At 68.2% G+C, this 14206-nt stretch carries 11 protein-coding genes; 9 read left to right on the plus strand and 2 right to left on the minus strand.

Annotated elements, in window-relative coordinates:
* The first annotated feature begins 6 nt into the window (after positions 1 to 6).
* From ACFE76_RS03590 to ACFE76_RS03630, 9 genes are all read left to right on the plus strand, one after another.
* Positions 7 to 966 (plus strand): 3-hydroxyacyl-CoA dehydrogenase family protein, encoded by a 960-nt coding sequence (locus ACFE76_RS03590; protein ID WP_375430370.1) that lies wholly within the window; start codon positions 7 to 9, stop codon positions 964 to 966.
* Between the two features lie 7 nt (positions 967 to 973).
* A complete protein-coding gene (locus tag ACFE76_RS03595; protein ID WP_375430371.1) occupies positions 974 to 1918 on the plus strand; it encodes a sugar phosphate isomerase/epimerase family protein in 945 nt (314 codons plus the stop codon).
* A gap of 75 nt (positions 1919 to 1993) precedes the next feature.
* On the plus strand, positions 1994 to 2767 hold the full coding sequence (locus tag ACFE76_RS03600; RefSeq protein ID WP_375430372.1) for an SDR family NAD(P)-dependent oxidoreductase: 774 nt from the start codon (positions 1994 to 1996) through the stop codon (positions 2765 to 2767).
* 39 nt (positions 2768 to 2806) lie between these two features.
* Complete coding sequence (locus ACFE76_RS03605) at positions 2807 to 4165, plus strand: MFS transporter (protein ID WP_375430373.1); 1359 nt, start codon at positions 2807 to 2809, stop codon at positions 4163 to 4165.
* Positions 4165 to 5610: a four-carbon acid sugar kinase family protein gene (locus ACFE76_RS03610; protein ID WP_375430374.1), complete on the plus strand. Its 1446-nt coding sequence runs from the start codon at positions 4165 to 4167 to the stop codon at positions 5608 to 5610. The genes ACFE76_RS03605 and ACFE76_RS03610 overlap by 1 nt, the downstream gene beginning before the upstream one ends.
* A 126-nt stretch (positions 5611 to 5736) precedes the next feature.
* Positions 5737 to 6624, plus strand: coding sequence for an NAD(P)-dependent oxidoreductase (locus ACFE76_RS03615; RefSeq protein ID WP_375430375.1), 888 nt, complete (start codon positions 5737 to 5739; stop codon positions 6622 to 6624).
* Positions 6625 to 6822: 198 nt separating this feature from the next.
* A complete protein-coding gene (locus tag ACFE76_RS03620) occupies positions 6823 to 7053 on the plus strand; it encodes an AbrB/MazE/SpoVT family DNA-binding domain-containing protein (RefSeq protein ID WP_375430376.1) in 231 nt (76 codons plus the stop codon).
* The gene (locus ACFE76_RS03625; protein WP_375430377.1) at positions 7050 to 7430 is read left to right on the plus strand and encodes a type II toxin-antitoxin system VapC family toxin; all 381 of its coding nucleotides are present in this window, start codon (positions 7050 to 7052) and stop codon (positions 7428 to 7430) included. The genes ACFE76_RS03620 and ACFE76_RS03625 overlap by 4 nt, the downstream gene beginning before the upstream one ends.
* 82 nt (positions 7431 to 7512) lie before the next feature.
* Positions 7513 to 8013, plus strand: coding sequence for a Uma2 family endonuclease (locus ACFE76_RS03630; RefSeq protein WP_375430378.1), 501 nt, complete (start codon positions 7513 to 7515; stop codon positions 8011 to 8013).
* Positions 8014 to 8426: 413 nt separating this feature from the next.
* Here the strand turns inward: ACFE76_RS03630 and ACFE76_RS03635 are convergent, their stop codons facing one another.
* Both ACFE76_RS03635 and ACFE76_RS03640 read right to left on the minus strand, forming a co-directional pair.
* A complete protein-coding gene (locus tag ACFE76_RS03635; protein ID WP_375430379.1) occupies positions 8427 to 11123 on the minus strand; it encodes a site-specific DNA-methyltransferase in 2697 nt (898 codons plus the stop codon).
* Positions 11110 to 14190, minus strand: a complete 3081-nt coding sequence (locus ACFE76_RS03640) for a BPTD_3080 family restriction endonuclease (protein ID WP_375430380.1) — start codon at positions 14188 to 14190, stop codon at positions 11110 to 11112. The genes ACFE76_RS03635 and ACFE76_RS03640 overlap by 14 nt, the downstream gene beginning before the upstream one ends.
* Positions 14191 to 14206 lie beyond the last annotated feature (16 nt).

Consider the following 14206-nt stretch of genomic DNA (forward strand, 5'->3'; position numbering starts at 1 on the left):
AGTCAGATGGTCATCGCGCAGGTCGCGGTCGTCGGTGCCGGTTACATGGGTGGCGGTATCGCGCAGGTGCTCGCCATGGCCGGACTGCGGGTGACGATCGCCGACGCGGACGCCCAGACCACTCAGCGCCACCTCGAGCGGCTGCGGCGCGAGGCGTCGGAGTTCGAGGAGCAGGGGTTGTTCGACCCCGGCTCCGCCGCGCTCGTCGAGTCCAACCTGTCCGCGGCGGCGAGCCTCGAGGAGGCCGTCGCCGAGGCGGACTTCGTCGAGGAGGCCGTGCTCGAGGTGCCCGAGGTCAAGGGTCCGGTGCTGCTCGCCATCGAGGCGGCGGCGCGTCCGGACGCGGTGATCGGGAGCAACACCTCGACGCTGCCCATCGCCGGGCTGGCCGAGCAGCTGAAGCACCCCGAGCGGTTTCTCGGCGTCCACTTCTCCAACCCGGCGCCCTTCATCCCCGGGGTGGAGCTGATCGCCCACGCGGGCACCGACGAGGCGAGCGTGGTCGCCGCCGAGGAGCTGGTGGCGCGGACCGGCAAGCTCAGCGCCCGGGTGAACGACAAGGCCGGCTTCGTCCTCAACCGGCTGCAGTACGTGCTGCTGAAGGAGGCGGCGACGCTGGTCGAGGAGGGCGTGGCGACGGCTGAGGACGTCGACATCATCGTCCGCACCACCTTCGGCTACCGGCTGCCGTTCTTCGGCCCGTTCGCCATCGCCGACATGGCTGGCCTCGACGTCTACGCCGCTGGCTTCCGCACCCTGGCCGAGCACTACGGTGAGCGGCTCGCGCCGCCGGCGGTGCTCACCGAGCTGGTCGACGGCGGCCACTACGGCGTCAAGCAGGACGGCGGCTTCGTCATCCCCGCCGGCGACGCCGCCCCGCTCGTCGCCTACCGCAACCGGGCGTACGCCCGACTGGGGCAGCTGCTCCGCGAACTCGGACCGGCGCCCGCCGCCACGAAGGAGTGATTGAACGATGACGACCACGAGTGCCCCCTGGACCGCCGAGACGTGGCCGATCGCGGCAGCCGCGCTCGCCCTCGGCAGTACCGACTCCCGCGGCGGTCCCATCCAGGACGCGCCGGCCTCTGAATGGGCGAAGCAGCTGCGCCTGGTGTCGAGGCTGGGATTCACCGAGATCGACGTCACCGACACCTGGGTCCGCGTCGCAGACCTGTCCCCGCAGCGGCTGGCCGAGTTCCGCGAGGTGCTGGGCGAGGCTGGGCTGACCATCCCGGCCATCTCCACCTCGCGGCGCAGCGTGATGGACCCCGAGCGCGGCGCGGAGTACCTCGACTACAGCCACCGGCTGCTCGACGTCGCCGCCGAGCTCGGCGTCCCGGTGGTCAGCTACGGCTTCTTCCAGGCCTTCACGCCCGCCCAGACGAAGGCGCTGTGGTTCTGGCTCGAGGACGGCTGGCACGACGACGAGTCCCCCGAGGTCCGGGCCGTCGCAGCGAGCCGGATCCGTGAGCTGGCCGAGCACGCCGCCACCAACGGCCAGCAGATCACCCTCGAGATGTACGAGGACACCTACATCGGCACCTGCGACTCGGCCATCGCCTTCCTGGCTGAGGTCGACCACCCGGCCTGCGGGTTGAACCCGGACCTCGGTAACTTCATCCGGCTGCACCGCCCGATCGAGCCCGTACCGCCGCAGTTCGAGAAGCTGCTGCCGCTCTCCAACTACTGGCACGTGAAGAACTACCTGCGCGACGAAGACCCGGCCAGCGGTGTCGTCACCACCTTTCCTGTGCCCATGGACATGGGCTTGATCAACTACCGGGCGGCGATCACCCGGGCGCTGGAGCTCGGCTTCACGGGCGCCTTCCTCTGCGAGCACTACGGCAGCGACGGGCTCGGCGTGATCGCCCGTAACCGCGAGTACGTCCGGGGCATCCTCGCCACCCTGCTCGACTGACAGACGCTGCTCCACCGAAAGACCCTGTTCGACTGACGTACGGCACACACCCACCGTTGATTCCCGGAGGAACGAATGACCAGCTCCACCTTCCCGTCCGACCGCACTGCGGTGGTCACCGGAGCCGGCGGGCCAGCCGGCATCGGCCGCGTCACCGCGCGTGTGCTGGCCGAGCAGGGATGGCACGTGGCCCTGATCGACGTCAACGCCGAGGGGCTGGCCAAGGTCGAGGCCGAGCTGCACGAGGCCGGACACACCGGCGTGATCAGCGTGGCTACCGACATCACCGACGAGGCGTCGGTCGCCGCTGCGTTCGCCCGGATCGACGCCGAGCTGCCACCGGTGGTCGGTCTGGTCAACCTGGCCGGCATCGCGAGCCCGGTGGCGCTGCACGAGTGCGACGTGGCCCAGTTCGAGCGGGTGATGGCGGTCAACGTCACCGGCTCGTTCCTGATGCTGCGGGCCGCGGCGGAGCGGATGATCCCGGCCGGCGTCGGGCGGATCGTCAACACGTCCTCCATCACCGCCTTCGACGGCGGCGGCACCTTCTCCAAGGGGGTGTACGCGACGGCCAAGGCCGCGGTGATCGGCATGGCCCACGGTGGCGCCCGCGAGCTCGGTCCGCACGGCATCACCGTCAACGTCCTCGCCCCGGGACCGGTCGACACCGAGATCATGGGCGGCAAGCTGACTGATGAGCGCAAGGAGTCGATGTCGGCGGGCATCCCGCTCGGCCGCGTCGGCCAGCCCGCCGAGATCGCCGCCACCATCGCCTTCCTGCTGTCGGAGGGTGGTGGCTACATCAACGGGGCCACCATCCAGGTCGACGGCGGCAAGCACATGCACTGAGCGCCCCACCCTCCACCCACAACGCCCAAGGAGACGACGATGTCAGCACAGGTGAGCGCGAGCCGACGGCTCGAGCTGAGCGAGCAGGCCACCAAGAAGGTGTTCCGGCGGCTGGTGCCGTTCCTGCTGCTGATGTACGTGATCGCCTTCCTCGACCGCAGCAACGTCTCCTTTGCCCAGAAGGAGTTCCAGGCCGACTTCGGGATCAGTGCCGCCGCGTACGCCTTCGGCGCCGGGCTGTTCTTCGTCGGTTACGCGGTCTTCGAGGTGCCGAGCAACATCCTGCTGCACAAGGTGGGGGCGCGTTGGTGGCTCGCCCGGATCATGGTGACTTGGGGGATCGTGGCGGCCTGCTTCGTCTTCGTCCAGGGTCCGACCAGCTTCTACGTGCTGCGCTTCCTGCTGGGCGTGACCGAGGCCGGCTTCTTTCCCGGGGTGATCATGTTCCTCACCTACTGGGTGCCGGCGCGTCACCTGAGCCGGGCGCGCGGCTACTTCTACATGGGCATCGCGCTGGCCGGGATCCTCGGCAACCCGCTGTCCGGCGGGCTGCTCGAGCTGGACGGTATCGGCGGCTTTCGTGGCTACCAATGGATGTTCGCCGTCGAGGGCATCATCGCGATCGCCGTCGGCGTCTGGTCCTACTTCTACCTGACTGACCGCCCGAAGGACGCCACCTGGCTCGAGCCCGACGAGCGCACGGCGTTGATGGAGACCATCGAGGGCGAGGACCAGGCCAAGACCGAGGGCAGCGGGCCGGGGCACGTCTGGGCCGCGCTGGCGAGCTGGCGGGTCTGGTACTTCGCTGCCATCTACTTCTGCATCCAGATCGCGGTCTACGGCGTCACCTTCTTCCTGCCCACCCAGGTGGTGGCGATCACCGGGCAAAAGCTCGGTTTCACCGCGTCCCTGGTCACCGCCATCCCGTGGGTGTTCGGTCTCGCCTCGGTGGCCTTCTTCCCGGGCCTCGCCGACCGGACCCGTAAGCACCGGCTGATCGGTAGCTCGCTGCTTCTGGTGACGGCCATCGGCATCACTGCCTCGGGGGCGCTGAGTGGCACGCCGGTGCTCGCCATCGCCGGGCTGTCCCTCGCCGCGATCGGCTTCGTGGCCATGCAGCCGATCTTCTGGACCCTGCCGACGGAGTACATGACCGGTTACGCCGCCGCAGCGGGCATCGGGCTGATCAACTCGCTCGGCAACCTCGGCGGCTTCCTGGCGCCGAACATGCGGGACTACTTCGTCGAGAACGTCGGTCCGAACGCCGGGCTGTACTCCTTGGCCGTGGGCGCGGTCGTCGGTGCTGTCCTGTTCGCGCTGACCGGGCTGTTCCGTAAGGCCAACAACGTGGAGGCGGGCCAGATCGATGGTGTCCAGCGCGTCGTCGTGCCGCACTGATGCCGTCCCTGGACGAGCTGCTCGCCGGGCGACCGGAGGGCCTCGACGTCGACGTGGCCGCGCTGGCCGACCGGGTGGCCGCGTCCGGTCGGGTGCTGCTCGTGCTCGACGACGACCCGACGGGCACGCAGTCGGTGGCTGACCTGCCGGTGCTGATGGACTGGACGCTTGAGTCGCTGGGCTGGGCGCTGGACCAGCATCGGCCGGCGGTCTACGTGATGACGAACACCCGCAGTCTCGACCCGGCCGAGGCCGAGCAGCGTAACGTCGAGGTGGCCCGCAACGCCCTGGCGGCGGCCGCCGAGCGGGGGATCGAGCTCTGCTTCGTCTCGCGCTCGGACTCCACCTTGCGCGGCCACTTTCCGTTGGAGACCGACGTGCTGGCCCGCGAGATCGCCGCGGTGACCGGTCGCCCCGTGGACGGTGTGCTGCTGGTGCCGGCCTTCGGCGACGCCGGCCGGGTGACCGTCGACGGTGTGCACTACACCGGCGCGCCGGGCGGGGGGTTCATCCCGGTCGGCGAGAGCGAGTTCGCCCGGGACGCCACCTTCGGCTACGCGTCCTCGGACCTGCGCGACTGGGTCGCGGAAAAGTCTGAGGGCCGCATCCCGGCTGCGAAGGTGGCCGCGATCGACCTGACCGTGCTGCGGACGGCCCGGGCCGAGGTGGCCCGGATCCTGGGCGACCTGCATGACGGGCAGCCCGTGGTGGTCGACATCGTGACCGAGAACGACCTGAGGCTGCTGGCCGAGGCGGTGCTGGACGCCGAGGACGCCGGTTCGGTGTTCGTCGTCCGGGCCGGCCCGCCCTTCCCGCGGGCTCTGGTCGGCCAGGCGCCGCACCCGCCGCTGCGGCCCGACGACCTGGCCGCCATCCGCCAGGGCGGGCTGGCCGAGGACGCACGCGGCGGCCTCGTCGTGGTGGGGTCGCACGTCGCCCTGACCACGAGCCAGCTCGAGGCTCTGGTCTCCCGGCGGAACCCGCTCCGGATCGAGCTCGACGTGGCGGCGGTGCTCGACGAGGGCGCTGACGCGTACGTGAACGGGGTGGCCGCCCGGGCGGCCGCGGCCCTGGCGGAGGAGGACGTCGTGGTCAGCACCAGCCGGTTGCGGGTCGACGGCGCCGGCAAGGACGAGTCGCTCGCCATCGCCCGCCGTGTCTCCACCGCGCTGATCGAGGTCGTCCAGCAGGTCCTGGCCGTACGGCCGCCGCGCTTCGTGGTCGCCAAGGGCGGCATCACCTCCTCCGACGTCGCCGCTCGCGGCCTCGGCATCACCCGCGCCATGGTGCGTGGGCCGATGCTGCCCGGGATCGTCTCGCTGTGGGAGCCGGCCGGCGGCCCGGCCCGCGGCATCCCGTACGTCGTCTTCGCCGGCAACGTCGGGGGACCGGAGAGCCTGGCCGACGTCGTCGACCTGCTGTCTGCCGCCGACCCCACCCCCTGACGTGAGGAGCTCGTCATGACTGTGTTGGACGGTCGCGCTCCGCGCTCCGCGCTCCGCGGTCCTGAGCTCCGGCACATCTCGCTCGTTCGTCCCGGAATCACTCCTCACTCCCGAGAGGCTCCGCTCATGACCACCACCGTCGCCGTCCTCGGCCTGGGCGCCATGGGGCTGCCCATGGCCCGCGCCCTCTCGGACAGCTGCACCGTCCGGGGCTTTGACCCCACCCCCGAGCGACGCGAGGCGGCCGAGGGGCTGGCGGCCGTCTGTACGAGTGCGCGCGAGGCCGCCACCGGCGCCGACGTCGTCCTGCTCGCCGTCCGGAACGCGGCTCAGCTGCAGTCCGCGCTCTGGGGCGAGGACGGCGTGACCGGGGTGCTGGAACGCGGCTCGGTGGTGCTGCTCACCTCCACCGTGGGCATCGAGGCCGTCCGGGAGACCGCCGAACGGCTCGCCGCCGAAGGGCTGCTGCTGGTCGACGCCCCGGTGTCCGGCGGTCCGATCCGCGCCGGCAACGGCGACCTGCTGATCACCGTCGGCGCCGAGCCGGAGGCCTACGCCCGGGTGCAGCCGCTGCTGGAGACGATGGCGTCCACCCTGACGTGGGTGGGCCAACGGGCCGGCGACGGGCAGGCGATGAAGACGGTCAACCAGCTGCTCTGCGGAGTGCACATCGCCGCCGCCGCGGAGGCGCTGGCGCTGGCCGGCTCGCTGGGGCTCGACCAGGCCCTGGCCCTGGAGACCCTGCAGGCCGGCGCCGCCGCCTCGTTCATGCTGGGCGACCGCGGCCCGCGGATGCTGCAGGCCGGCGACGAAGGCGGCGCCGAGGTACGCAGCCGGCTCGACATCTTCGTCAAGGACATGGGCATCGTCACGACCGCCGCCCGCCGGGCCGGCCTGCCGACCCCGGTCGCCGCCGCGGCCGAACAGCTCTACCTGCTGGGCCAGGCCCAAGGCCTCGCCGCCTCCGACGACTCCAGCGTGATCACCGTGCTCGCGCCGCCAGCCGCGGACTGACCCGATCATGCCGTGAGCACAGGGGCACCGGTGGTGTGGGGTGGCCGACGGGGGGACTCAGCCGCACACGCGCCCTGAGCTTGTCGAAGGCCCCGAAGGGGTTGCGCCTGGGGACGACCGCAGCATCCACGACTGGAGCCATGCCCTAACGATGGCATGTTTTTCGAAATGTGCCAGACTCGGAGGATGGTTATCACGGTGACCGTCGGAGCCCAGGGTCGCGTTGTGCTGCCGGCTGCCGCCCGCGCCGAATTAGGCCTCGTGCCGGGTGCGCGTCTCAGCGTCCGGGTCGACGGCACGACTTTGGTCATGCAGAAGCCGGATGACGCCGTGCGTGAGCTGCGCAGCTTCGGTGCTCGGGTGGCCGGCGGACGGTCCCTCGTCGATGAGCTACTGGCCGAACGGCGGGATGCGGCCGCGTCCGAATGACCGTCCTCGACGCCTCCGCTGTGCTTGCCTTGATCCAGGACGAGCCCGGCGCCGACCTGGTTGCCTCGAGTCTCGACGGGGCCACGATGTCGACCGTCAATATCGCCGAGGTGGTCGGCAAGATAATCGACGCCGGTCTCGACGGCCGTGAGGCGTTCGACCTCCTCGTGGCCGCCGGCGTTGGCGTCGTGCCGCTGACGGCTGAGGACGCACTGTTGGCCGGGGCTCTGCGCGAGGTACAGGGAGGCCATGCACTTTCGCTGGGTGACCGGTGCTGCCTGGCTCTTGCGGTCCGCTCGGCGCCGCCCGATGTGTTGACGGCCGACCGGCTATGGGCCGAGCTTGACCTACCCGTCCAGGTACGCCTGATTCGCTAAGTCAAGGCACGGGAGACTACGCAGAGAAGGCCAGGAAAGGATCGCGGTCATGGATTTATCACGTGCCCTCGAACGGACGCCGATGTCGTGGTCCGCGTACGAGGCTCTGCCCGACGAGACGCGCGGTGAGTACATCGACGGAGCGCTGGTGATGTCGCCCAGCCCGACCCGCCTTCACCAGCGGGTGTGCAGCCGGTTGGCAAACGCGCTCGATGCTGCGGCCGCCGGAGGCTTCGAGGCCGCCGCCGGATGGTCGTGGCGTGCCGGTCAGAATGAGTTCATCCCGGACGTCATGGTGTACGCCGAGGCCGCTGACTCCATTCGCCTCACCGGCACGCCCGTCCTGTGCGTCGAGGTGCTCTCGACCAACCGGTCGGCCGATCTGGTAGTGAATGCCACCAAGTACGCGGCCCAAGGGGTCGATCACTACTGGACTATCGACCTTGATCGCCGCGTCGTGGATGTGTTCGAGCGGGCGGGGACGACCTACCGGCTCGCGCAGTCGGTGGCCGCCAATGGACCGGTCGAGGTGGACTTCGGCGCCGGTCGGCTCCTGGTCGACGTGGACCAACTGCTCAGCTAAGTGGTGTGCATGGCCGTCGTCGAACGAAGTCGGTCTGCAGGGGCGGGCATCTAACGGTCCTGCGTGCGGCCTGAGCGAGGTGCGCGATCACAGAGCTGACCTCCTCGAGCTCCGGCGACTGCCTCAATCGAGAGACGCAATAACGGCCGACAAGAACACTATGGCGAGATAGGCAAGAAGCAAGAACAGCAATACGCGGAAAACGATTTGTACTCCCGATGGACCGCTCGCCTCTTTCAGTAGCGCCGCTCGCCTCAGATCATAGTGTCCACGGGTGTAGTTTCCCGCTGCGTAGAACTGGTCTAGCAAGTCAAGAGCACTCGCGTACTCTGCTTTCTTCTTGGCCCTCCGTGACACAGGAATCCTCTCCGATGATGGTGACTCTACCGTTTGGTGTCACCGCCTGCGCTGGACTAGACAGTGAAGACCTTCATGACTTCGTCGCCGTAGTCGTTGATCACTTTTACGGCGATCTGACCTGTTTCCGGACGCTCGAAGGGTCGGGACTCGGTACGGTACAGGCTGGCCCAGGCATCAGCATCGATATCGGCTTTGAGCGCGACCTTGAGGCGCTTGTACGGGTCGTTGCCGCCGGTGAAGTAGCAGTGGCGGACGAAGAACGACTCCTGGTTGTAGTTCGTGTCGATCATCCACAGGGCGATCCGGTCGGTGGTCCGGCTGCGGACTTCACCTGTCGTGGGGTCGAAGACGTCGACGCCCTTCAGGTCCACGACGAGTTCGCCGCTGTCGAGCGTGCGGATCTCAATGTCGGGTTCCCCGAACACCGTGAACAGGTTGCCCGCGCCGGTCTTCTTGAGGTCTTCGCCCATCAGCAGGTCCACGTTCATCCGGACGAGCAGCACGGGGATCCGGCCGACCCGGCGTTCGCCCGCGACATTGGCGAACCCCTCCACGCTGGTCTCGACCGTCACGCCGTCGGATTCGGTGACATCGGTGGCCTGGGCGTCGAAGGCGAACCCGAGGACCACGACCAGGTCGACGTCGCCCGCTCGGATCGCCTCGCGGGCCGCGTTCTTGATGAAGCCGGGGCTGACCGTGCCGTACTGCGGACCGATGGCGATGCCGATCCGGGAGCCCGACTCGTCATCCTGAACGCCGATCGCCTGCAGGTAAGCGCCGGCGTAGGACTCGGTCGTCGCGAAGGTGATGCGCTCGTCTCGACGGCCGTTCTGGATGCCCGCCTTGGCGAGATTGTCGAGGATGGACTGCTCGAACGAGGGTGCCTCGGCGTCCCCCGCGGCGGACTGTTCGCTGATGCTCTCGCGGCTGCCTTCGTCCGTCGTGCCGGCAAAGGCGAGGCTGCGGTGGGGGCTGAGGCTCTCGACGGTGAACGGGCCGGCGACGCGGACCTTGTTCTTGTCCCCGTACGGCTTGTCGTAGAGCACCTCGAACTCGGCGTGCTTCTTGATCGCCTTGTCGATGTCCTCGCGGCTCATGCCCTCGTGGATGTCGGGGTTGTTCGCGATCGACTTGAGGGTGATGTGCTGCACGCGCTCGTAGACGAAGCCGTGCCGAATGTCGTTGGTCACCTCGGCCGGCGGCAGCAGCTTCTGGCTGACCTCCTGCTCCTTGGCCCGGCCCTCGACCGAGTCTGCCTTGAGGTAGTAGGGGAAGCGGGCGCCCATCACCCGTTGCCGAGCAAGGGCAAGAGCCACTCGGGAGGTGTCGATGGTGATCCAGCGGCGGCCCCACTGCTCGGCGACGTAGGCGGTGGTGCCGGAGCCGCAGGTCGGGTCGAGGACGAGGTCGCCTGGGTCGGTAGACATGAGCATGCACCGCTCGATCACATCGGGCTGAGTCTGTACCACGTAAATGTTCTCTGCCGACTTCCCGGCGGTATCGCTGAACAGGTTTGTGATGGGGGTCAACGGGTTGTCGTCGTGGAATCGGACGAACCATGGCGGACCCCCACGAGACTCCAGCCGATTCGCCCAGCTCAACTTGGCCAGGCCAGCGATGTTCGTCTTCCAGTGTGATGATGGGCCTGGGAAGTAATTTTGGTTCCGCCACCTGAATTGCTGCGGCTGCCCACTTGCACCTGCCGAAGTCAGCTTAGAAAGAGCGTAGATCCGAGCCGACGTGGAAAGTGTAAAAGGGTCGCGCTTCTCGGTCGGGGAAGTGTTCCGACGAACGCCGACTTCGTCCTCGATTCCCCACGAACCGCCCGGCGTATCACGCATCCACACCCGCGCGTCTCGACGCTGCCAAAGTTGCCTATACTTAAGGTTTTCACGCGACCGGGAGTACCAAATGATGAAAAATAGAGAGTCATCAAGGCTCTGGCTAGGGGTTGCAGTCTTTCGAACGCAGATCTGGCTCACGAAGTTTTCTCTGCCGAAGACCTCGTCCATAACGGACCGCACTAGGTGCACATTTTCGGCGCCAATCTGGACGAATATCGAACCAGTTGAAGTCAGCAAGTCCCGCGACGCGAGTATCCGATCTCGCAAGTAGGCAAGATAGGAGTGTATTCCTAGTTCCCACGTGTCGCGAAAAGCCTTTATCTGCTCCGCTTCCCTGGCGATTGACAGCAAATCGCCGTCGGGTACGTCCTTGTTGCGTGCAGACGCCTGCCAGTTCGACCCGAACTTGATGCCGTACGGCGGGTCGATGTAGATCATCTGCACCTGGCCGCGTAGCGACTCACGTTCGGCGAGCGACGCCATCACCTGCAGAGAGTCGCCCAGAATCATCCGGTTCGACCAGTTGGCCTGGTGAGCGTAGAAGTCAACGATGTCGAGCTCGTCCAGGCCGTCGAAGCTCTCGAACAGCGTGGCCTCGGGCTCGGGTTCGGTGCCCTTGGAGGTCCGTCGCAGGTTCTCGACCAGCACCCGCGGGTCGATCTTCTCCTGGATATAGATCGGGGCAGCATCGGCCACCAGATCAGCCGACTCGGTGTCCTTGCCGCGCCACACGAGCTGCGGGTCCAGGGTCGGGTCGCGGGGATAGCGGACCTGCTGGACGCTCTCAAGCTCCTCGGTGCCAAAGTCCTCGACCGCGTCGGCGGTGGGCAGGTTGACCCGCTTGTCGGTGTGCTTGATGGCCTCGACCGGAGTGGGGCCGGCGGGCTTGCGGCTACGAGGCGGCACGACGCAGGTCCGCAAAGTCGAGGACGTCCGGGTCGCCGATGATCGGCTCGTCCGCGTAGAGCGCGTCCACGGCTGCCTTCAGCCGCGAGCGGACGTCGACCATCGAGGTGATCTCGACGTAGCCCCAGCGTCCGAAGCTGCCGTGGTTGTTCACCGCGGCGCACCACTGGTCGCGGGCCGTTGCCGCCTTCGCCGCCGTAGGACCGGGACTCTTCTGCCCCCCGGACACCTCGACGATCAACGTCCGGTCAAAGTTCTCACCCGGCGCGCGGTCGAGCCGGAGCAGGAAGTCGGGCAGGTAGGAGTGGCTGCGCCCCTGGTGGACGTAGGGGATCACGAAGCCGAGGTGGTCGTTCTTGGCGTACGCGGCCACCCGCGAGCCGGCCAGCTCGCACTCCAGCGCCAGGATCTGTTCCCAGGTGTTGCCCCCGACCCCGTCCAGCACGACGTGGCTGATCTCGGAGCGCTCGGTCTCGATCGCGGGCTTGCGGGTGACGAACGAGACGTCGGCCGTCGACCCGACGGGCTCCGAGCGCCGCAGCAGGGGCCGGAGTCGTTCACGGCGGTCACCGACGGAGACGGCGATCGCGTGGTCAATCTGCTCGACGGCCTCGGCCCGACGCTCGGCGGAGGTCATCAGGTGCCCGACGACGAACCCGTCCGCGACGTCGACGCAGTCGCGCAGCCAGCTCGCGCAGATGGTCACCAGCTGCGGGAAGAGCCACGGCCGGGGCGCTTCGCCCAGGACGGTAAACCGTGTAAGCAACAGCCGCCGGGCGAGGTCGTAGGCGACCTGCTGCGGGCGGAAAGACCCGGGATCGGCGGTGCTGACGGTCTCGCCCTGACCGACGATGCCCTCGACCTCGGTGACCGTGGGCACCGTGCTCGGACCGATCTCGAACCGGGGCAGCTCGGCGGAGTCGAAGATCAGCGGCTCATCGGGCAGCTCGACGCGGTAGCCCTCGAGCTGAGGAAACGCAATCCGGAGGTGTTCCCGCTCAGGAACCGACTCCACGACCAGCGCCGGCGGGCGGGGTAGGACCTCAACGGTCTCCCGGTCGCTCGGGATGAACGCGAACGGGATGCCGTAGACGTTGGCGTACTCGGCGTCGAAGAGGCCGGTCTCGGGGTCGATGGCGTACGAGCGCCGCCGCAGCCCGCGTCCGACCACCTGTTCGCACAGCAGCTGGCTGCCGAAGGCACGAATGCCCAGGATGTGGCTGACCGTGTTGGCGTCCCAGCCCTCGGTCAGCATGGCGACACTCACCACGCAGCGCACGCCTTCGCCGAGCTTGCCTAGCTTGCCCACCGTGTTCAGGACCTCGCGCAGCAGGTCCTCGTCACTCACCTCGTCGGTGTTGACGCCCGGGTTCCGAACGCGCAGATGCGCCTTGAAGGTCGCGATCTCGGCCGCCGCGACCGCCTTGAAGTCGTCCTTCATGCCCAAGCCGGACTCGAGCTGGGCCGAGTCGACCAGGATCGAGCGCGGCCGGGCCAACGCCCGCCCGTCCTCGACGTTGCTGAACAGCTCCAGCTCGCCGATGCGTTGGGCGCCGGACTCGCTCGGTCCGCCGGCGATCCAGTCGTAGACCAGCTTGGACACCACGGTGTTGGGGCAGACGACGATGAAGACCGGCGGCGGCTCACCGTGCGGGGCGAGCACCTTCGCCCAGTGGGCGTAGGACGTGAGGTAGCTGCGGTAGAGGCTGAGCAGCGCCCCCTCGAGCTCCTTGGGAGGCACCCAGCCGCCCGGACCCGTCGTGGTCGGGGTCCGCTTCTTGGGCAGCTGGTCGCCGATGTGGTCCCAGAGCCGGAGGTAGGTGACGAGGTCGCCGGCCGCGTCGTCGAAGACGGGCGTCCGCGGGATCTTGACGATGCCGGACTCGATGGCGTCCATCAGCGAGAAGTCGCTGACCACCCAGGGAAAGATGTAGCCCTCGTGGTAGCCGGATCCGCTGAGGTAGAACGGCGTCGCCGACAGGTCGAAGACCGCTTTGACGCCGATCTTGCGTTGGACGGCCTGCAGACCCTTGAACCACACCCGGGCGTCGGCGTTGGCGTCCTGCTGCTCCTTGGACAGCTTGGACACCGTGTCGATCGGCTTGTCCTGGTAGCAGTGGTGGGCCTCGTCGTTGAAGACCACGATCTGTTCCGAGCTCGAGCTGAAGGCCCGCAGCACCCGCGACACCATGGCGTCCGGGGTCTCGCGGAAGGGGTCGGTGCTCTTGCCGGCGAGCAGGATCTTGCGCGTGTTGGTCGAGACGCCCTTGATCTCCTTGGCGTCGCGGAGCAGGAACGCGTGGTAGTTCGTGATCACCAGCTGGGCCTGCTTGAGGGCACCCTTGAGCTCGGCCGGTACGAGGTCGCGCTCGTCGTAGTAGTTGCCGGGCTCACCGGGCCGCAGCACCTGGAGCCGGTCGCGGATGGTGATGCCGGGGGTGATGAGCAGGAAGCGTCTGGCAAAGCGCGCGTCCCGGGGGGACGTGACCTTGTTGCAGGTGTGCCAGGCGATCAGCATGGCCATCACCACGGTCTTGCCGGCGCCCGTGGCCATCTTCAGCGCCATCCGCGGCAGGTCGGCGTTGTGCTCGGCGTTGGCGTCAGCGACCCGTCGACGCCAGTCCGCATACCCGTGCCGGCCGGCGACCTCGGTCAGGAAGATCGCCGTCTCAGCGGCTTCGCGCTGGCAGAACAGCACCCGGTTGTCCCGCTCGGGGTCGGCCCAGTAGAGGAGCAGGTTGCGGGTGGTCGGGGTGACATGGTCGTAGCCGCGGTGGCGCCACTGGGCGACCTCCCGGCGGAGCTCGTTGATGAGTCCGTTGGCCTCGCGACGTTCGCCGGTGTGGTCGAGGTCGAGGCTGTCCTGCGCTGAGCCGTCGGCGAGGCTGTGGCCCTTGCGCGTCGCGGCGATCGGGATGAAGGACTCGCTGGGACGGCGGCCCACCTTGACCACCCCGGTCGGGCCGTGCGCCCCCATCTCGAAGTGACGTCCAGGACTGTCATAGGGGCCGTTCAGGATGGGTCCGACCGACACGGCGCTGAGCAGCGTCTCGGTCGGGGGGGCCATAAAGCAATGTATACAT

The sequence above is a fragment of the uncultured Friedmanniella sp. genome (assembly GCF_964244005.1).
In the GTDB taxonomy this organism is placed as follows: Bacteria; Actinomycetota; Actinomycetes; order Propionibacteriales; family Propionibacteriaceae; genus Microlunatus.

What these genes read in the sequence shown, in the direction of transcription:
- ACFE76_RS03590 (WP_375430370.1), top strand. Translation starts at nt 7, where the DNA reads ATGGTCATCGCGCAGGTCGCGGTCGTCGGTGCCGGTTACATGGGTGGC.
- ACFE76_RS03595 (WP_375430371.1), top strand. Translation starts at nt 974, where the DNA reads ATGACGACCACGAGTGCCCCCTGGACCGCCGAGACGTGGCCGATCGCG.
- ACFE76_RS03600 (WP_375430372.1), top strand. Translation starts at nt 1,994, where the DNA reads ATGACCAGCTCCACCTTCCCGTCCGACCGCACTGCGGTGGTCACCGGA.
- ACFE76_RS03605 (WP_375430373.1), top strand. Translation starts at nt 2,807, where the DNA reads ATGTCAGCACAGGTGAGCGCGAGCCGACGGCTCGAGCTGAGCGAGCAG.
- ACFE76_RS03610 (WP_375430374.1), top strand. Translation starts at nt 4,165, where the DNA reads ATGCCGTCCCTGGACGAGCTGCTCGCCGGGCGACCGGAGGGCCTCGAC.
- ACFE76_RS03615 (WP_375430375.1), top strand. Translation starts at nt 5,737, where the DNA reads ATGACCACCACCGTCGCCGTCCTCGGCCTGGGCGCCATGGGGCTGCCC.
- ACFE76_RS03625 (WP_375430377.1), top strand. Translation starts at nt 7,050, where the DNA reads ATGACCGTCCTCGACGCCTCCGCTGTGCTTGCCTTGATCCAGGACGAG.
- ACFE76_RS03630 (WP_375430378.1), top strand. Translation starts at nt 7,513, where the DNA reads ATGTCGTGGTCCGCGTACGAGGCTCTGCCCGACGAGACGCGCGGTGAG.
- ACFE76_RS03640 (WP_375430380.1), bottom strand. Translation starts at nt 14,190, where the DNA reads ATGGCCCCCCCGACCGAGACGCTGCTCAGCGCCGTGTCGGTCGGACCC.